Genomic DNA, 18,927 nt, shown 5'->3' on the forward strand with positions numbered 1-18,927 from the left:
GCGGCCGAAGCACTAGGCTGGATGCATGTCTGACGATCTCTCCCAGCCCGCCGACGGGTCGGCGCTGTCCGGCGTCGGCCTGCGCGGCATCGACCACATCGGCATGGCCGTCAACGACCTCGACGAGGCGATCCAGCGATACGAGACCCTCTTCGGCATGCGCTGCGTGCACGTGGAGGAGAACGACGAACAGGGCGTCCGGGAGGCGATGCTGTCGATCGGGCCGGACCCCGCCCAGGGTCGGCTCCAGTTGCTCGCCCCGCTGACCCCCAGCTCACCGATCGCCCGTTTCCTCAGCAAGTCCGGCCCGGGCGTGCAGCAGATCGCCTGGACCGTGGACGATGTCGACAAGACCTCCGCCGAGCTGCGCGAGCGCGGGGTGCGACTCCTCTACGAGCAGCCGAAACGCGGCACCGCCGGTACCCGGATCAACTTCGTGCACCCTCGTGACGCGGGCGGAATCCTGGTCGAGCTGGTGGAGCCGGCCACCGAGTGACGATGTCCTCGTCCGCTCCGGCCCGACCGGAGCAGACGCACCACGAAAGGGTCCCGCCGGGTCGTGACGATCCGGCGGGACCCGTTCCGTACGGCGGGGTCAGTGCTGGCCGGCGCGGGGCAGGACGCGGTCCAGCCAGCCGGGCAACCACCAGTTTCCCCGGCCGAGCAGCTGCATCAGGGACGGGACCAGCAACAGCCGGACGACCGTCGCGTCGATCAGCACGGCCAGGGCGAGCATGAAGCCCATCTGCTTGATCTCGAGGATCCGGGTGAACATGAAGGACGCGAAGACGACCACCATGATGGCCGCGGCGGCGCTGATCACCTTGGCGGTGCGGGTCAGGCCGAGTTGGACGGCGGCCCAGTTGTCGCCGGTCCGTTCCCACTCCTCGCGCATGCGGGAGAGCATGAACACCTGGTAGTCCATGGAGAGGCCGAAGACCAGGGCGAACGCGAACAGCGGCAGGATCACCTGGATGAAGCCGGTCCGTTCGACACCGAGCAGACCGGCGGCGTGTCCCTCCTGGAAGACGAGCACCGCCATGCCGAAGGCGGCGCCCGAGGTGAGCAGGTTCATGAAGATCGCCTCGAACGGCAGGACCAGGGACCGGAAGGCGATCAGCAGGAGAATCCAGCTCGCGGCCAGCACCGCGCCGATGACCAGCGGCATGGCCCGGGAGCTCTCGTCGGTGATGTCGACGATCTCGGCCGGGCCGCCACCGACGTGGGCGGTGAGCCCGGTGCCGGCGAACGCGCCCTTGGCCTGGGTACGCAGTTCGCGTACCAGGTCGGCGGTCTCGTCGGAGTCGGCGCCGTGCCGGGGACGGATGGTGATGACCGTGGTGTCGGCGTCCGTGCTCACCACCCCGGCCAGCGCCGCGCCGGCGGTCCGCACCGCGGCGTCGAGGTGGGCGGTGGTGTGCCCCTGGGCCTGGGCGTCGAGCACCCTGGTGATGCTGACGACGTCGGCGACCTCCCGGTTGCCGGCGGCCTGGTCGCTGAACCGGGCGACGGCGTCGAGCTGCGGGTCGTTGAGCTTCCTGCCCTCGGCGGAGACGACCACGGTGATCGGGGTGAGCACGCCGGGCGCGAACGCCTCGGAGACGGCGGTGTACCCCTTGCCGGCCGGGGATTCGGCGACCGCGCCGGCGCCGAGATCGACGCCGTACCGGAGATGGAAGACCGGGACCGACAGGGCGCCGAGCAGGACGGTGCCGAGCGCGGCGATGAGCACCGGGCGGCGCATGACCACGGCGATGGCCTTGGCCCAGACAGAATGCTCCGGGTCGGGGTGCGCCAGGGACCGGCGGGCCCAGGGCAGGGCGAGCCGGTTGATCCGGCTGCCGAGGAGGCCGAGCAGGGCGGGCAGCAGGGTGACCGCGATGAGCATCATGACCAGCACCGCGGTGCTCATGCCGACGGCCATCGAGTAGACCTTGGCCGACCGGACCAGCCAGAGCCCGCCCAGCGAGACGACCACGGTGACGCCGGAGAAGAGCACCGCCTGCCCGGCGGTGGCCACGGTCCGGCCGACGGCCCTGGCCCGTTCCTGCCGGCTGTTGTCGGCAGCCTTGGCCAGTTCCTCGCGGAACCGGGTGACGATGAAGAGCGTGTAGTCGATGCCCAGCGCGATGCCGACCATGCTGACCGCGGTCTGGACGAAGACGTCGAAGCTGGTGAAGTGGGCGGCGATGCCGAGGGCGCCGAAGGCGGCCAGCACGGCGACGATGCCGAGGACCAGCGGGATGGCGGCGGCGACCAGCGAGCCGAAGGCGAGCAGGAGGACGATCGCGGCGGCCGGGAAGCCGATGGTCTCGGCCATGGAGAGGTCCTCGTTGCCCTGCTCGACGGCGGCGGCGGCGAGCGGGGAGGCGCCGGTGAAGTAGACCTCGACCTGACCGGTGCCGAGTTTCTCGGCGATCGCGCCCAGTGGCGCGGCCAGTTCCTGGAGTTCCTTGTCGTCGCCGTCGAGGGTGATCGGGATGAGCGCGGTACGTCCGGCCGGGGCGATGAGCCGCTCCGGGGCGTCGTACGGGCTGGTCGCCGTGACGACGTCCGGCTCCTGGCGGTAGCGGCTCACGGCGGCGTCGGCCACCGCGCGGAACGCCGGGTCCTGGGCGGTCAGCGCGGCCGAGTGCAGGACGATGAAGTCCGTCTCGCTCGGCGTGTGCGGGAACTCGTCGGCGATGAGTCGGTTGGCCTGCTCCGAATCGGAGCCGATCACCGAGTTGGTGTTGCCGGTGAGGTGGGAGGTGAAGTAGCCGGCCGAGACGACTGCCGCGGCGAGCAGCAGCAGCCAGATCAGCATGACCTTGACTGGGTTGAGCGCGGCCCAGACGGCCCAACGATAGAGGCGGCCCTCCTCGAGCGGGCGGCCGGCGCCGCCCCTTCGGGTGCGCCTCAGGGTCTCGGTCATGGCGTCCCTTTCTTGGCTGGCGACCGGTCGTCCCGGCCGGCCACTGGTGCTGCGGTCGACTGCCGGCGCTGACGCTCCGGCGCCGGACAGCCTACCGTCGGTATAAGTGGATCTATGGAAATTTCTGTGTCAGTTGAGAACGGCGCCGGCGCCGGCCCGGTGTGCCCGGCTACGCCGGTTGTCCAGGTGCACGTAGACCCGGTGCAGCCAGCGATCCCGCCCGTCGAAACGGGGGGTGAACTCGGTCCGCCCGTGCAGCACCAGCCGGTTGTCGATGATGGCCATCGAGCCGGACTGGAGCACCAGCGAGGTCGAGACCTCGATGAGGACCTGCTTGAGTCGGGCCATCACCTCCCGGGCCTCGTCGTCCAGGCCGGTGGTGGCGTTCAGGTCCAGGCAGATGTTCGGGTCCTCGGGGCTGCCGGTCAGCACCGCGTGCGGCATGGTCCGGTCGCCGTGGTGGAACGAGGGGGGCGGCGCGGTGATGAACCGGGGCTCGCACAGCACCTTCCGGTCGGTCTCCTCGATCAGCGGCAGGGCCTGACGGACGCAGGTGACCAGGGTGCCGGCCTGCTTGGCGTGGTCGTTGCGCAGGCAGAGCAGGCCGACATAGTCGGGGCGCTGCGGATGGAAGGCATTCTCCACATGGAACTCCAGCGGCACCGACCCGGCGTTGCTCTGCGTCCCTTCCAGGCCGGGCACCGGAACCACGTTCTGCACCAGGGCGCCGGTCTTCTCGTTCCGGTAGGCGATCACCTCACCGAGCTGGAGGCCGATCAGCATGGCCACCACGGCCGGCACGGTGGTCGCCCGCTCCACCGACTCCGGTTTGGTCGGTGTCTCCGGCAGGCCTTCCTCGTCGACGGGGAGGCCGGTGAGGATCAGCGAGCCGGTCGCACCGGCGTCGTTGCGGAAGCCGCGCAGCGTCGCCAGCAGCCTCAGCGGCAGCCGGCAGCTGGCCTGCCGGGCCTGCGCCACCCAGGCCAGATCGTCCAGCAGCGCCGGCGGGGTGGACAGGAGCTGCCTGGCCAGCTCCTCCAGCGCGGCCCGTTCGTCGTCGGTGAGATCCAGCGTCAGCCCCTGCGGGGTCGTCGACTGGTCGAGCGTGGTCATCGGTTCGGTCCTCTCGTAGGGATTCCGGGGTTGCCCCCTCCGGCAGGCCCGCGCCGGCTCCACGCGGAGCCGACCGGCGGCTGGTCCGGGAGGAGCGGCACGGTGTCGTGGATGGACGGGTGTTCGGCGGTACGGCGAGCGCGGGTCACCCGGCGGGCAGTGCGCGGCTGTCCACCTTCCCGTTTGTGGTGAGCGGGATGTGGTCGATGGCGACGAAGGCCGCGGGGATCATGTAGTCGGGCAGGTCGGCGGCGAGGTGCGTGCGCAACGCGGTCGGGTCCGGCCGGTGCCCGGCGGTGAGCACCAGGTACGCCACCAGCCGCTTGTCGCCCTGGCCGGATTCGCGGGCGAGCACCACGGCGTCGCGGACGTGCGGGTGGGCGGCGAGCCGGGCCTGGATCTCGCCGAGTTCCACCCGATACCCCCGGATCTTGACCTGGTTGTCGATCCGGCCGAGGAACTCCAACGTGCCGTCGGGCAGCCAACGGGCCAGGTCCCCGCTGCGGTAGAGGCGACTGCCGGGAGCGCCGTACGGGTCTGGCACGAAGCGCTCGGCGGTCAGGTCGGGCCGGCCGAGGTAGCCGCGGGCCACTCCGACGCCACCGATGTAGACCTCCCCGGGCACACCGACCGGCACCGGCTCCAGCCGATCCGTCAGCACGTACATGGTGGTGTTGACGATGGGCACGCCGAGCGGCACCAGCTCGGTGGTCGGCGGCTCGCTGATAGGCTGCCCCGAGTTGCCGATGGTGATCTCGGTGGGGCCGTACTCGGTGGCCACCTTTGTCCCGTCCGGTCCGGCCAGCTCCAGCCAGCGGGTGGCCAGCGCCTCGGTGAACGAGTCACCCGCCGCGATGACCATGCCGGCCAGATTCCGGGCCTGCTCGGCGGTGAGCTGCCAGGTGAGCAGGTCCAGGTGGCCGGGGGTCATCTTGATGAAGCTGTACGGGGCCCTGTCGAGCAGGTACGCGCCGAGGTCCGCCGTGTCCAGTGGCTCGGGCAGCAGGTGCACCGGCTCCCCGGTGATCAGCGGGGTGAAGATGTTCGGGATGCCCAGGTCGAAGGAGATGGACGAGAAGACCGGAGCCCCGCCCGGGCCGTGCGCGGCGTACGCGTCGACCGTCCAGAGCAGATAGTTGGCCAGGCCGGCGTGGTGCACCATGACGCCCTTCGGGCGGCCGGTGGAGCCGGAGGTGAAGATGACGTACGCGAGCTGCGCCGGGTCGATCAGCACGTCGACCGCGGTGTCCGGACGGGCCGCGAGGGCCGCCGCCTCGGTGTCGACGAGGACCAGGGTGCCGTCGTACAGCTCGGTGAGGGTGGGCTGCTGCACGGTGGAGGTGACCACCACCCGGGCGTCGGCGGCGTCGAGCATGTGCCGCAGCCGCTCCGGCGGCAGTTCCGGGTCCAGCGGCAGGTAGCCGGCCCCGGTCTGCCAGACGCCGAGCAGCGCGGGGATCAGGTCCGGGGTCCGGCCCAGACAGACCCCGACCAGGGTGTCCCGGCCGGCCCCCAGATCGAGCAGGTGGTGGGTGAGCTGGTTGGCCCGCCGCATCAGCTCCCGGTAGGTCAGCCGGACGTCGCCGACCCGCACCGCGATCCGGTCCGGGGTGGCTGCCGCCTGGGTCCGGATCAGGTCCACCACGGTCACCCCGCCCCGGTCCACGGTTCCGGCGACCGCCCAGTCGACCAGCACCGCGCGCCGCTCGTCGGCGGGCAACCAGGCGCCCCGGGCGTCGCCGTCCGGGTCGGCGGCCATCGCCGCCAGCACCTCCCGGTAGAGGGCGGCGAGCCGGTGGGTGTACCCGGGGTCGACGGTCTCCCCGGCGGCGCGCAGTCGCAGCCGGGCCGGACCGGCGGTGACCCGCAGGCCGTACTCCGCCCGGTCGGCCGGCAGGCCCGAAACCGGCTCGCCGGGGGTGTCGGCGGCGGCGTCCCACTCGAAGAGGACGTGCTGCCGCCGCCCGTCCCCGGCGGCGGGCGGCCGGTACGCGTACCGGTGGGTCCAGGCGGCCCGTTCCCCGGCGGCGACCCGGGTGACGAGGCGGCGCCAGGTCGCCGCGCCGGTGACCATCGGCACGGGCAGGGTGAACCGGTGCAGCAGCCGTTCGCAGCCGGTCCCAGCCTGCTCCGGCCGTCCGTGCGCGGCGAGGGCCGTCTCGGTGTGCCCGGCCGGTTCGGCGCTGAGCATGCCGAGCACCGTCTGGTGGGCGGCGAGCAGCACCGTGGACAGCGGTACCCCGGCAGTGTCGGCGAGCGTGGCCAGACCGGCGGCCAGGTCGGCGAACTCGACGGTCAGCTCGGTGCTGCCCGGCTCGCCGCCCCAGCCGCCGGGCAGGGCGAACGCGGTGCCCGCCAGCAGCCGGGTCCAGTGCTCCGCGCCGTCGAAGTCGGCGGCGGCGTCGAGCCCGCCGGCCACGCAGGGCGCGTGCCGGGTGCCGGCGACGGCCGGGACCGCGTCGTCGGCGTGATAGGCGCGGAGCAGTTCGGCGAGGATGCCGGCGAGGTCCACCACCGAGGCCAACGCCCGGGGCGCGGCGACGACCAACGTCCAGCTCCGCTCGGTCTCCAGGATCACGGTCAGCCGCAGCGGCCCGGGGGTGGCCGGGTCGAACGGGGTGGCCCGCTCGGTCGCCAGCAGCGTGGTGAACATCGCCTCCCGTTTGGCCTCGTCCACGCTGCGGTGGTCGTGTTCGGCCAGCGGAAGCGGGGCGTCCGGGTGCACCAGGTACAGCGGCTCGGTGCCGCCGGACACGTCGACCGAGGTACGGAGCAGTTCGTGGGCGCGCAGCACGGCCCGTACCGCCGAGGCGAGGCGCTCCGGCGAGAACGGAGTCGGGTCGGTGACCCGCCGGGCGTCCAGGTCGACCTCGGCGAAGGCCCGCTCCTCCTCCACCAGCTCGGCCTGCGCCTCGGGCAGCGGGTACGCGTCCCGGGCGCCGGGCGGGACGATCTTCCGGTCCCGGGGGCTGAGCAAGGTGAACGGCTCGATGTCGCTCTCGTCCGGCTGCTGCCTGGTCACCGAATCGAGCGTGGTCATGTCTCCTCCTGGAGATCCGGGTGCGGTGAGCGTCAGTGGGGCAGCCGGGCCGGCCCGGCGAGGGCCGCCGCGCCGGAGTCCCGCATCACCGTCGACATCAGGTCGGCGGTGGCGCCGTGCAGGTAGAAGTGGTCGCCGGGGAAGAGGCGCAGCCGGGAGCCGGCCGAGGTGTGCCGCTGCCAACCGTCGAGCGCCTTCGGCGGCACGATCCGGTCCGCCCGGCCACCGAGCACGGTCAGCGGCACCGACAGCGGCGTCTCGTCGCGGTACTCGTACGTCTCCAGCACCGCGAAGTCGGCCCGCAGCACGGGCAGCATCAGCTCCATCAGCTCGACGTTGGCCAGCAGGTCCGGGGGTGTGCCACCCAGCTCCACCAGGCGCCGGCGGATCTCGTCGTCGGTGGCGCAGTGCAGCAGCGGTCGGGTCGGTGCGGTGCCCGGCGACGCGGCGGCGGAGACGAACACGTGCGCCGGTTGGCGGACCGGGCGGCGGCGCAGCGCCCGGGCCAGCTCGAACGCGAGCAGCCCGCCCATGCTGTGCCCGAAGAGGGCGTACGGGCGGTCGAGCGCGCCGGCCAGCGCCTCCGCCACGGACCGGATCAGCGGGGCGACCCGCCGGAACGGCGCCTCCCGCAACCGGGTGCCCCGGCCGGGTGGTTCCAGCGCCAACACCTGCACCCCGGCCGGAGCCGCCTCCTGCCAGGCCCGGTAGACCGCCGCGCCGCCCCCGGCGTACGGCAGGCAGAAGAGCCGGAAGTCAGCGCCCGGACTCAACTCCCGGCCGGCCAGCCACCGCCTGTCCACCCGACATCTCCTCCTCTCTGATCTGGCCGTAGTCGAGCCGGACGAGCCGGTCGGCGGCCTGGAAGTACCGGTCGTCGTGGCTGATCACCACGACCGCCTTGTCCCGGTCCCGCAGCTCCGGAAGCAGCTCGCGGTAGAAGAAGTCCTTGAACGTCGGGTCCTGGTCGGCCGCCCACTCGTCGAAGAGATAGAAGGAGCGGTCCTCCAGGTACGCGACGAGCAGGGCCAGCCGTTTGCGCTGCCCGAGGGAGAGCGCGGTCGTGGAGAACCGGTCTCCGGTGATGCGTACCTTGTGGTCGAGTTGCAGGCGGCGCAGGTAGTGCTCGGCCCGGTCGGCCCGGTCGGCCGCCGGGAGCCCGAGCAGGCTGTCGAAGAGGTGGAAGTCGGAGAAGACCGCGGAGAAGAGGTTGCGGTAGTCCTCCCGGTTGGCCTCGGTGACCTCGGCGCCGTCCACCTGGATCGCCCCCGCCTCGGGCGGGTAGAGGCTGGTCAGCACCTTGGCCAGGGTGGTCTTGCCGCTGCCGTTGGCGCCGACGACGAACAGGATCTCGCCCCGGCGGAACTCGAAGTCCAGCGGGCCGAGCACGAACTCCTCGCCGGTGGGACCCGGGTAGACGTGGCTGACCCCGCGGAAGGCGATGCTGCGCCAGTCGGCGAAGCGGTTGGTTTCCGTCGTCGACGTCCCGGTCGCGGCGGCCGGCGCGGCCGCCCCGGCCGCGCCGATGGCGCCGACCGGGCCGGCGGCCGGCGACTGGCCGGCGGGCTCGCCGGCGGCGGGCCTCAGCGCGGCCAGCCGCTCCTCGATCGTGGCCAGGGCCACCGAGGCCCGGCCCAGGGCGGGGAACCAGACGAGGACGCCCTGGAGGCTGGAGACGGCGAAGAGCAGGATCAGCACGCACGCCGCCAGCGTCTGGCCGGTCAGGGCGAACCAGGCGGGGAAGGCGAACAGCAGCAGGCCGATGAGGGTGAAGAACACCCCCTGCCCGCCACCGGTGGCTCCCTCGTAGACGGAGAGGCCGAAGACGCTGTGCCGGCGGTAGGCGAGCGCGGTGCGCTCCAGCTCCTGCTCGACCAGGGCGGTACGCCGGTCCCGGTTGAGCTTCAGCTCCTTGATTCCCTCGGTGACCGAGCGGAAGTGGCCGAAGAGGACGTCCTGCTCCCCGCGGGCGGCCTTGAGCGCGCCGATTCCCGTGGCGGACATGAGCAGGTAGAGCAGCACGCCGACGACGATCGTGCCGCCGGTGGCCAACGCCACCACCGGGGAGACGATCACCAGGTACACGATCGCGACCAGCACGAACGCGGCACCGGAGCAGATGCCCGGCAGGCCGGGCAGCGCGTCGGCGATCACCACCACGTCGTCGGAGAGCGCCGAGTAGAGCCGGGCGGTGCCGGTCCTCTCGACGGTCCGCAGCGGAGCGCCCAGGATGCCGTCGATCAGGCGGCGGCGCAGGTCGTAGATCGCCCCCTGGGAGAGGCGGTACAGCATGGACTGGGAGACGAACCGGGTCAGCAGGGTGGCCAGGCAGAGCGCCACGTAGCCCCAGATCAGCCGGGTCGTCGGGGCGCCGTCGGCATCCAGGGCCAGGTTGACCATGGCGATGAAGGCCGCACCGGTGCCGCCGCTGATGATGCCGGCCACGATGGCCAGCAGGAACGGGCCTCGCCGGTAGCGCAGCAGGTAGGCGAAGAGGCTCACGCCGTCACCTGCCGGAGCCGGGCGCGGAGGCCGGCCAGCGCGGCGGCCGGCTCGTCGGCCAGCCAGCCGAGCAGCTGGTCCCAGCGGCGCATCATCAGGTCCAGGACCCCCGCGTCGAAGACATCGGTGGAGTAGAGCCAGGTGCCCAACAGTTCCGTCCCACGTTCGCGCATGATCAAGGCGAGATCGACCTCCGCCGGTTTGAGATTGCTGCCGAGCACCTCGGAGAAGACGTAGTCGTCGCCGATCTCCAGCGAGCCCACCCGCACCCCGGGCAGCGTCAGCTCCGGCACCTCGGCGTTGAGCAGGTTGAACAGGACCCGGGTCGGATCACCGGCCGAGCCGGCGTCGGTGACCATCCACAGCGGGACGCCCCGGTGCGCGTAGGCGTCCAGGGTCCGGTCGCGGACCTGGCCGACCAGTTCCCGGAAGGTCGACGCGGCGGCCAGGTCGGCCCGGACCACCAGCGGGTTGACGAACCAGCCGATCAGTTCGCCGGTCTCCGGCCGTTCCCGGCCCGCCTCGGGGAAGCCCACCGGGATGTCGTCCCGCCCGGAGAACGCCGCGAGCAGGAGGTCGTACGCGGCCAGCAACACCATGAAGAGGCTGGCCCCCTCCGCCTCCGCGAGCCGGCGCAGCCGCGTGGTGACCGCCGGATCGACCCGGAACGCCCGGGTGAAGCCGGTGGCGGGATCGGTGCCGGTTCCCGTAGACAGCGGTTGCAGGGTCAGCGCCGGAGGCAGGTCGGCCAGCGTGCGCCGCCAGTGGTCCAGCTGGACGTCCAGGGCCCCGGCGGCGAGCTGCTGCCGCTGCCAGGCCGCCACGTCCGGATACTGCACGGCCAGCGCCGGCAGCTGCGGCGACCGGCCGGTGGCGTGTGCCGTGTAGTGCTCGACCAGGTCCCGCACCAGTACCCCGTACGACCAGTTGTCGGTGGCCAGGTGGTGGATGGTGAGCACCAGCGCGTGCTCGTCCGCGCCGAGCCGGGCCAGCAGGCCGCGCACCAGCGGCTCCGCGTCGATCCGGAACGGCCGCCGACCCTGCTCCTCGATGAGGGCGCGGAGCCGGCCGGGCTGGTCGGCCGGGTCGGCGTCGCGCAGCTCCACGGTGTCCAGCGGCCAACTGCCGGCCGGGTCGACCCGCTGCGCCGGCCCGTGCGGGCCGTCGACGATCCGGGTGCGTAGCGCTTCGTGCCGGGCCACGATGTCGTCCAGGCTGCGGCGCAGCCCGGCCTCGTCGAGGGGCCCGGTCAGCCGCAGCGCGGTGACCACGTTGTGGATCGGATCCACCGGGCCGAGCGGATGGTGCCGGATCAGGTGCTCCTGGGAGAAGGAGAGCGGCAGGTCGCCGTCCCGGTCGACCCGGAGGATCGGCGCCGGCCCGGCGTCCGCACCCGCCCGGTTGTGCCGGACCTGCTCGGCCAGCCAGCCGATTGTCGGGTTGCCGAAGAGTTCGCGCAGCGGCAGCCGCACGCCGTACCGGGCGTCGATCTGCCCCGCGAGCTTGGTGGCGAGCAGCGAGTGCCCGCCGAGGGAGAAGAAGTTGTCGGTCGGTCCCACCTCGTCGACGCCGAGCAGTTCGCGCCAGATGTCGGCGATCGCCTCCTCGACCTCGTCCCGGAGAGCCGGGCGACCGGCCGGCGGCTCGAGGGCGGCCGGGACCGGCTCGGGCAGGGCGACGCGGTCCACCGTGCCGGTCAGCGTCCGGGGCAGTTCCGGCAGCTCGACGTGGGCCGCGGGGACCAGGTGTTCCGGCAGCCGCTCCTGCAGGTACGCCGTCAGCTCCCCGGCGGTCGGGACCGCGTTCCCGGCGAGGTAGCCGACCAGTCGCGCGTCGCACCCTTCGCCCCGGGCCACCACCGCCGCCCCGGTGACGCCGGGGTGTCCGGCCAGGGTGGCCTCGACCAGATCCAGGTCGACCGGGAAGCCGCGCAGCCGCAGCCGCCGGTCCCGGTGCCCGAGGTGCTCGAGCGTCCCGTCGGGGCGTACCCGGCCCACTTCACCGGTGCGCAGCAGCCGCGCGCCGGGCTCCGTGGCGAAGGGATCCGGTACCAGGTGCGCGGCGACCGGTACGGCCGCTCCCCCGACGTGCACCTCGCCGACCACGCCGACCGGGACCGGCTGGCCGGCCCGGTCCAGGACGTGCACCCGAATGCCGGGCACCGGCCGGCCGACCGGCACCGGTGGCCGAGGGCCTTCGTCGTCCACGGTGTCCGGTTCGGTCGGCTCGCCGTCGACGGCGCAGCGGTGAGCGGTGACCGGCGCGGCGACGTCCACCGGCACGAGCAGGTTGTGCAGGGTCGCCGGGCACCGCTCGGCGAAGCGGGCCACCACCTCCCGGGTCAACGGCGCCCCCGCGCAGAGCACGTGCCGCAGCGCGGTGCAGCGTTGGACCCCGCGCTGGTCGAGCAGCTCGGCCAGCAGGTCGGGCACGAAGCAGGCCACGCTGACCCGCTCCGCCCGGATCAGGCTCACCAGGTGTCGGGCGTCCCGGTGCCCGCCGGGGCGGGCCAGCACCACGGTCGCGCCCGCCAGCAGCGGCGCGTACAGCTCCCAGAAGGCCGAGGGGGCCGAGGCGGGGGCCTGCTGGAGCACCCGGTCGTCCGCGGTCAACCCGACCGCGTCCCGCAGCCAGCACAGCCGGTCACGCAGCGCTGCGTGGCGGTGCACGCTGATCCGCGGTGGGGCCGAAGGCTCGGCCGGGTAGCTGATGTAGGCGGGATCACCGCCGCTCAACGAGGTCACCGGGGCGTCCCCGACGGTCTGGTCGGAAACCCCCGCCGGGTCGGCGGACGGGTCGTCCACCAGGCAGGTCGGCCCAGCCCAGGGCAGCGCGTCGTCCTCGGACCGCCGGGCGAGCAGCAGCGCGACCCCGGCCGCCACCAGCAGGTCGGTGGCCCGGTCCGCCGGCAGCGCGGGATCCACGGGTACGACCACCCCACCGGCCCGCCACACCGCCAGCGGTGCGGCCACCAGCTCCACCGAACGGCCCAACCGGACACCGACCGGGGTGCCCCGGCGTACGCCCGCCGCCACCAGCCGGCCGGCGAGCGCGTCGACCTGGGCGTCCAGCTCGCCGTAGCTGACCGTCCGGGAGCCGAACCGGACCGCCGGGGCGGCCGGGTCGCGGCGGACCGCCTCGGCGAAGGCGTCGACGACCAACGGCAGGTCGGACCCGCCGGTCCTGTCGGCGCGGGCCGGGCCGGTGGCCAGGGCGAGCAGTTCGTCCCGCTCGACGGCGCCGACCAGCGGCAACGCCCCGAGCGGGGTGTCCGGGTCGTCGAGCAGGCCACGCAGCAGCCGGTGGAACATCCGCACGTAGCGCTCGGCCGTCTCGGCGTCGAAGAGGTCGGTGCTGTACTCCAACCGGCCCCAGATCGTGTCGCCGTCCTCGAACAGATCCAGCAGCAGGTCGAACTCGGCCTTGCGGGCGTCGAGCGAGACCGGCTCGACCCGAACCGGCCCGTCGTGCCAGGCCGGGAAGGGGACGTTCTGGTACGAGAAGAGCACCTGGAAGATCGGCGTGCTGGCCGCCGACCGTTCCGGCTGCAACTGCTCGACCAGCCGCTCGAACGGGATGCCCTGGTGGTCGTACGCGGCCAGACAGACCGCGCAGACCCGGCGTAGCAGCTCCCGGAACGACGGGTCGCCGCGCAGGTCGGTGCGGAGCGCGAGGGTGTTCATGAAGAGCCCGATCAGCGGCTCCAACTCGACCAGCCGCCGGTTGGCCACCGGGGAACCGACCACGATCTCCTCGTCACCGGTGAGCCGGTGCAGCAACACTTTGAAGGCGGCCCCCAGCACCATGAAGAGCGTGGCGTTCTCCTCCCGGGACAACGCGCGCAGCCGGGTCACCACGGCCGGCGGGATCTCCAGCGGCACCGAGTCGCCCCGGTAGCTCTTCTCCCTCGGCCGGGGCCGGTCGCCGACCAGGCCGATCTCCGCCGGGGCGCCGCCGAGCTGACCGGTCCAGTACGCCAGGTCCGCCGCCCACGCCTCCTGGGCGGCCGGCTCCTGCTGCCATTGGGCGAAGTCCGCGTACTGCACCGGCAGCTCGGTCAGGTCGTTGGGCAGCCCGGTGAGCAGGGACCGGTAGCCGGCGATCAGCTCCCGCAACAACACCCCCATCGACCAGCGGTCGGAGACGAGGTGGTGCAGGTTGAGCAGCACCCCGGTCCGCTGCGGGCCGAAGCGGAGCAGCCGGACCCGCAGCAGCGACCCGGTGGACAGGTCGAAGGGCTGGTCGACCAACTCCTCCTCGCGGCGGCGCAGTTCGGCGTCGACCGCCTCCGGCGCCACCCCGGGCACGTCCTCGATCCGCACGTCCGGGGGCAGCTCGGCCCGGACCTGCTGGTGCGGCCGGCCGTCCAGGTCGACGAAGACGGTCCGCAGCGACTCGTGCCGGCGGACCACCTCGGCGCAGGCCCGCGCGAAGAGGTCGGCGCGGAAGTCGCCGTTCACCCACATCGCGGTGGAGATCACGTACGCCGAGGTGTGCGCGGCGAACTGCTCCAGGAACCAGATCCGGCTCTGCGAGAAGGTGAGCGGGACCGGGGCGTCGCGGTCCGTACGGGGTTGCACGGTCCGCGTCGTGGCGCGGTCGATGCCCTCCTCCTTGAGCAGGTTGCCCAGCAGCGCCAGCCGCTGCGCGGAGAGCGCGAACCGACCTCTCGACATGCTTATTTCCTCCCGTCGGTGGCGAGTGCCTGCTGCACCTCGTCGTCGGAGAGCTCGCTCAGCCTGATCAACAGCTCGGCGGTCTTCTCGACGACCGCCCGCTGGGCAGGGTCGGCGCACAGGGCACGGGTGAGCCCGGCCACCGTCGGGTCGCTGAAGACCCGGTGCAGCGGCACGTCCACCCCGAACGCCTCCCGGACCCGGGCCACCATGCGGGTGCTGAGCAGCGAATGCCCGCCGAGGGCGAAGAAGTCGTCCAGCACACCCACCCGGTCGACGCCGAGTGTCTCGGCCCAGATGCCGGCGACCACCTCCTCGACCGGGTTGCGCGGCGCCACGTACGCCGACTGCACCTGCCGCCGGCCGGCCTCCGGCGCGGGCAGCGCCTTCCGGTCGACCTTGTTGTTCGGGGTGAGCGGCAACGCCTCCAGGAAGACGTAGATCGCCGGGACCATGTAGTCGGGGAGCTGCTCGCCGAGCGCGGCCTGGAGCCGGGGCAGCAATCGCCGGGTCCGGCGGCCGAGCGCGTCGTTGACGTACCGGTCCCAGCGCGGCTCCTCGCCCGCGACCGGCTCCGGCCCGCCGCTCGGCACCGAGCTGGCGGGCTGCGCCAGCCGGGGTAGCGGCCGTTCGGGGCGGCCGTCCGGGCCCAGCCGGCGCAGCACCCCGGCCAGGTGCCCGGCCGGCCCGTGCCCGGACCAGTCCAGGTCGAGCCGGTAACCGGCCCCGTCGGCGAGCCGGCGCAACTGCTCCGGGTCGACGGCGGCCGGGGCGTCCCCGGCGGCGACCAGTTCGGCCCGGAGTTCGGCGACCGTGCCGCCCGCCTCGGCCAGCGCCGTGGCGGCCCGGGTCCAGCGGTCGATCCGGGCGTTCGGTACGCCCCGAAGCGCGAGCAACGCCGGCCGCTCGCCGGTCAGGTGGTCGCGGAGCCCGTCCGGGGTCAGCCGCTCGGTTGTCCAGTCGAGCCAGTCCACGTCCCCGACCGGGGTCGCGGCGGTGTCGCCGCCGGCCACGGTGAGCCGTACGTCGTACCGGAAGCGGGTCAGCTCGTTGCTCACCTCGCCGAGCTTCGGCAGCATCCGCACCTGCGCGAGTTGCGGGAAGCGGGCCGGCAGCGCGGTGAAGAAGGCCGGGTCGAAGACCAGTTCCTTGTCGTCGGCGAGCGCCCGGCGCACCCGCTCGCGCAGTTGCTCGGCCGTGTCCTCCGGCGCGGCCCGTTCCAGCTGCACCGAGGTGTGGAAGGACTCGAGCAGCGGCAGGCTGCGGATGTCACCGAGGAAGAGCGATCCGCCCGGGGCGAGCCGGGGCAGCGCGCCTTCGATCACCCGCAGCAGGTAGCGCTCGTCGGCGAAGTACTGCACCACCGAGTTGAGCACGATCACGTCGAAGCGCTGGTCGGGCAGGGTGGCCAGCTCGTCGGCCGCGCAGCCGAACAGCTCCACTCCGGACAGTCCCCGGGCCGGCGAGGTGGCGTCGGCGCGGAGCCGGTTCAGCGCGACCGGCGAGATGTCGGTCCCCCAGTAGCGCTGCACCTGCGGGGCGACCCGGTAGAGGATCAGGCCGGTCCCGCAGCCGATCTCCAGCACCGACCGCGGGTCGCTCTCCAGGATCCGCTCGGCGGTGGCCTCGGCCCAGCCGCGCATCTCCGCCACCGGGATCGGCGCCCCGGTGTAGCTGCTGTTCCAGCCCCGGGTGTCGAAGGTCGGATCGACCTCGCCGGTCTCCTCGACGTCGTACGCGGCGTCCCAGACGTCCCGCCACTGGTCCGTCTCGCGCAGCCACTCGGCGTCCGCCTCGGTGTCCGCGTCGGGGTCGGCCACCACGTACGCCACCAGCCGCTGATCGCCGGGGGTGTCCTCGCGTACGGTCACCACCGCCTGGTTGACCTGCGGCTGCCGCTCCAGCACCGACTCGATCTCGCCCAGCTCGATCCGGAAGCCGCGCAGCTTCACCTGGTGATCCAGCCGGCCGAGAAACTCGATGCTCCCGTCGGCCCGGCGGCGGACCAGGTCGCCGGTGCGGTACAGCCGGTCGCCCAGCCCGACCGGGAACGGGTGCCGGACGAACCGCTCGGCGGTCAGCTCGGGCCGGTCCAGATAGTCCCGGGCCAGGCCCGCGCCGCCGATGTGCAGCTCGCCGGGGACGCCGAGCGGGACCAGCGCCCCGCTGCCGTCCAGCACGTGCAGCTCGGTGTTGGCGATCGGCTCACCGATGGTGATCGGCCCGTGGTCGACCCGCGCCACTGCCGACCAGATGGTCGTCTCGGTCGGCCCGTACATGTTCCACAGTTCGGCGCAGCCGCCCAGCAGCCGCTGGGCCAGCTCGGCGGGGAGCGCCTCGCCGCCGGCCAGCACCCGCAGCCCAGGGTGCCCGGCCCAGCCGGCGTCCAGCAGCATCCGCCAGGTGGAGGGGGTGGCCTGCATCATGGTGGCGCCGGAGCGGTCCAGGGCGGCGGCCAGCCGCTCGCCGTCGGCGGCGACCTCCCGGCCGACCACGATCACGCTGGCGCCCTCCACCAGCGGCAGCAACAGCTCCAGCCCGGCGATGTCGAAGGAGAGGGTGGTGACCGCCAGCAGCGCGTCACCCGACCCGATGCCGGGCCGCTCGGCCATGGCGAGCAGGAAGTTGCCCAGCGCGCCGTGCGGGATCCGCACCCCCTTCGGCCGGCCGGTGGAGCCGGAGGTGTAGATGACGTACGCGAGATGGTCCGGGCGGACGTCGAGCACCAGCGGCTCGGCCGGCTCGGTGGCCAACTCGTCGCCGACCAGGTCCAGGCAGAGCGGCCGCGCCTTCACCGCGCCCAGGCTCTCCAGCACGTCACTGCTGGTCAGCAGCACGGACAGGTCGGAGTCGGCGAGCATGAAGGCGATCCGGTCCGGCGGGAAGCCCGGGTCCAGCGGGACGTACGCGCCGCCGCTCTTGAGCACGGCGAGCAGCGAGACGACCATGTCGGCCGAGCGCTCCAGGCAGATTCCGACCAGCGTCTCCCGGGCCACCCCGAGCTGCCGCAGCCGGTGGGCCAGCTGGGTCGAGCGCCGGTCCAGCTCGGCGTAGGTCAGGGTTTCCCGGTCGGTACGCAGCGCCGGGGCGTCCGGGGTGGCGGCGGCCCGGGCGGCGAAGCGCTGCGGCACGGTCACCGGCTGCGGCCAGTCCCGCCGGGTGTCGTTCCAGCGCAGCCGCAGGTCCCGCTCCTCGTCAGCGCCGAGCATCGCGACCTGGTCGATCGGCCGGTCCGGCTCGGCGAGCAGGTTCTCCACCAGCTGCGCCAGGTGGCGGGACATCCGCTCGATGGTGGCCGGCTCGAAGAGGTCGGTGTTGTACTCGAACCAGCCGGTCAGCCCGTCCGGCCGGTCGAAGACCTGCAGTTCCAGGTCGAACCGGGCGGTGGCGCTCTCCACGTCGACCGGCTCCAGCCGCAGCCCCGGCACATCGAACTCGGGCATCGGGATGTTCTGGAAGATGAAGTGCACCTGGAAGATCGGCGAGCGGGACAGGTCCCGGCGCGGGGCCAACTCCTCGACCAGCCGTTCGAAGGGCAGCTCCTGGTGGGCGAAGGCGCCCAGGCAGGTCTGCCGGACCCGGCCGACCAGCTCGCGGAAGCTCGGGTCGCCGGAGAGGTCGGTACGCAGCGCCAGGGTGTTGACGAAGTAGCCGATCAGTCGTTCGATCTCCGGCCGGTTCCGGTTGGCCACCGGCACGCCGACCACGATGTCGTTCTCGCGGCTGTAGCGGTGCAGCAGCACCTGGAAGGCCGCGAGCAACGTCATGAACGGGGTGGCGCCCTCCCGCTGGCTCAGCGCACGCAGCCGGGTCATCACCGGCTCGGGCAGGGCGAACGGGCGGGAGCCGCCCCGGGTGTTCTGGACGGCCGGGCGGGGCTTGTCGATCGGCAGCTCCAGCGCGGCCGGCGCGCCGGCCAGCGTCTCCTTCCAGTACGCCAGGTCGGCGTCGAGGGCGTCGCCCTCCAGCCGCTGCCGCTGCCAGACGGTGTAGTCGACGTACTGGATCGGCAGCTCCGGCAGGGCCGACGCGCGGCCGGCGGAGAAGACACCGTAGAGCTCGACCAGCTCCGCGATGGCCACCGACATGGACCACAGGTCGGCCGCGATGTGGTGCATGGTCAGCAGCAGGACGTGTTCCTCCGGGCCGAGCCGAAGGAACTTCACCCGCAGCAGCGGGCCGCTGGCCAGATCGAACGGGCGGGTGAACTCCTCGCGGGCCAGCTCCTGGATGCCCGCCTCGCCCGCCGGGCCGCGCAGGTGGGCGCAGTCGACCACGGTGAACTCCGGCTCACCGGTGGCGTTGACCACCTGCCGCGGCTCGCCATCGACCTCGGTGAACGTGGTCCGCAGCGCCTCGTGCCGGCGGCTGATCTCGTTGCAGCTGCGCCGCCACACCGCCAGGTCCAGCGGGCCGTGGATGCGGACCGCCCCGGGGATGTTGTACGCGGCGCTGCCCGGCGACAGCTGCTCCAGGAACCAGAGCCGTTGCTGGGAGAACGAGGCGGGGAACTCCCGCCGCTGCTTCTTCTGCCGCAGCCGCTCGGCCAGCAGCGCGCGCTTCTCCGCGGCGGACAGGCTGCCCAGGTCGGTGGTGGTCACGGGCGATCATCCTCGGTTCGCTGGTGGGCCGGTGCGGTGATACGGGCCGGTGCGGTGATACGGGCCGGCTCACGCCGGGTG

The 18,927-nt window shown here is 73.1% G+C and carries 8 protein-coding genes; 1 reads left to right on the forward strand and 7 read right to left on the reverse strand.

The window, feature by feature from the left end:
- Positions 1–25: 25 nt before the first annotated feature.
- The gene (mce, locus tag ACIRG9_RS14045; RefSeq protein WP_402854836.1) at positions 26–496 is read left to right on the forward strand and encodes a methylmalonyl-CoA epimerase; all 471 of its coding nucleotides are present in this window, start codon (positions 26–28) and stop codon (positions 494–496) included.
- Positions 497–595: 99 nt separating this feature from the next.
- Here the strand turns inward: mce and ACIRG9_RS14050 are convergent, their stop codons facing one another.
- From ACIRG9_RS14050 to ACIRG9_RS14080, 7 genes are all read right to left on the reverse strand, one after another.
- Positions 596–2,914: an MMPL family transporter gene (locus tag ACIRG9_RS14050; RefSeq protein ID WP_402854838.1), complete on the reverse strand. Its 2,319-nt coding sequence runs from the start codon at positions 2,912–2,914 to the stop codon at positions 596–598.
- 129 nt (positions 2,915–3,043) lie between these two features.
- The gene (locus tag ACIRG9_RS14055) at positions 3,044–4,027 is read right to left on the reverse strand and encodes a TauD/TfdA family dioxygenase (RefSeq protein ID WP_402854840.1); all 984 of its coding nucleotides are present in this window, start codon (positions 4,025–4,027) and stop codon (positions 3,044–3,046) included.
- A 145-nt stretch (positions 4,028–4,172) separates the two neighbouring features.
- Positions 4,173–7,067: an amino acid adenylation domain-containing protein gene (locus ACIRG9_RS14060; RefSeq protein ID WP_402854842.1), complete on the reverse strand. Its 2,895-nt coding sequence runs from the start codon at positions 7,065–7,067 to the stop codon at positions 4,173–4,175.
- 32 nt (positions 7,068–7,099) lie between these two features.
- On the reverse strand, positions 7,100–7,870 hold the full coding sequence (locus tag ACIRG9_RS14065) for a thioesterase II family protein (protein ID WP_402854844.1): 771 nt from the start codon (positions 7,868–7,870) through the stop codon (positions 7,100–7,102).
- A complete protein-coding gene (locus tag ACIRG9_RS14070; RefSeq protein ID WP_402854846.1) occupies positions 7,824–9,569 on the reverse strand; it encodes an ATP-binding cassette domain-containing protein in 1,746 nt (581 codons plus the stop codon). Before ACIRG9_RS14070 ends, ACIRG9_RS14065 begins: the two co-directional genes overlap by 47 nt.
- Positions 9,566–14,245, reverse strand: coding sequence for a condensation domain-containing protein (locus tag ACIRG9_RS14075; protein WP_402854848.1), 4,680 nt, complete (start codon positions 14,243–14,245; stop codon positions 9,566–9,568). The genes ACIRG9_RS14070 and ACIRG9_RS14075 overlap by 4 nt, the downstream gene beginning before the upstream one ends.
- A 2-nt stretch (positions 14,246–14,247) precedes the next feature.
- A complete protein-coding gene (locus tag ACIRG9_RS14080; protein WP_402854850.1) occupies positions 14,248–18,846 on the reverse strand; it encodes an amino acid adenylation domain-containing protein in 4,599 nt (1,532 codons plus the stop codon).
- Between the last annotated feature and the right edge of the window lie 81 nt (positions 18,847–18,927).

Source organism: Micromonospora sp. NPDC093277 (assembly GCF_044765245.1).
In the GTDB taxonomy this organism is placed as follows: Bacteria; Actinomycetota; Actinomycetes; order Mycobacteriales; family Micromonosporaceae; genus Micromonospora.

Excerpts from the sequence above, each read along its gene's own strand:
- ACIRG9_RS14075 (WP_402854848.1), bottom strand. The coding sequence starts at position 14,245 with ATGTCGAGAGGTCGGTTCGCGCTCTCCGCGCAGCGGCTGGCGCTGCTG.
- ACIRG9_RS14060 (WP_402854842.1), bottom strand. The coding sequence starts at position 7,067 with ATGACCACGCTCGATTCGGTGACCAGGCAGCAGCCGGACGAGAGCGAC.
- mce (WP_402854836.1), top strand. The coding sequence starts at position 26 with ATGTCTGACGATCTCTCCCAGCCCGCCGACGGGTCGGCGCTGTCCGGC.
- ACIRG9_RS14050 (WP_402854838.1), bottom strand. The coding sequence starts at position 2,914 with ATGACCGAGACCCTGAGGCGCACCCGAAGGGGCGGCGCCGGCCGCCCG.
- ACIRG9_RS14055 (WP_402854840.1), bottom strand. The coding sequence starts at position 4,027 with ATGACCACGCTCGACCAGTCGACGACCCCGCAGGGGCTGACGCTGGAT.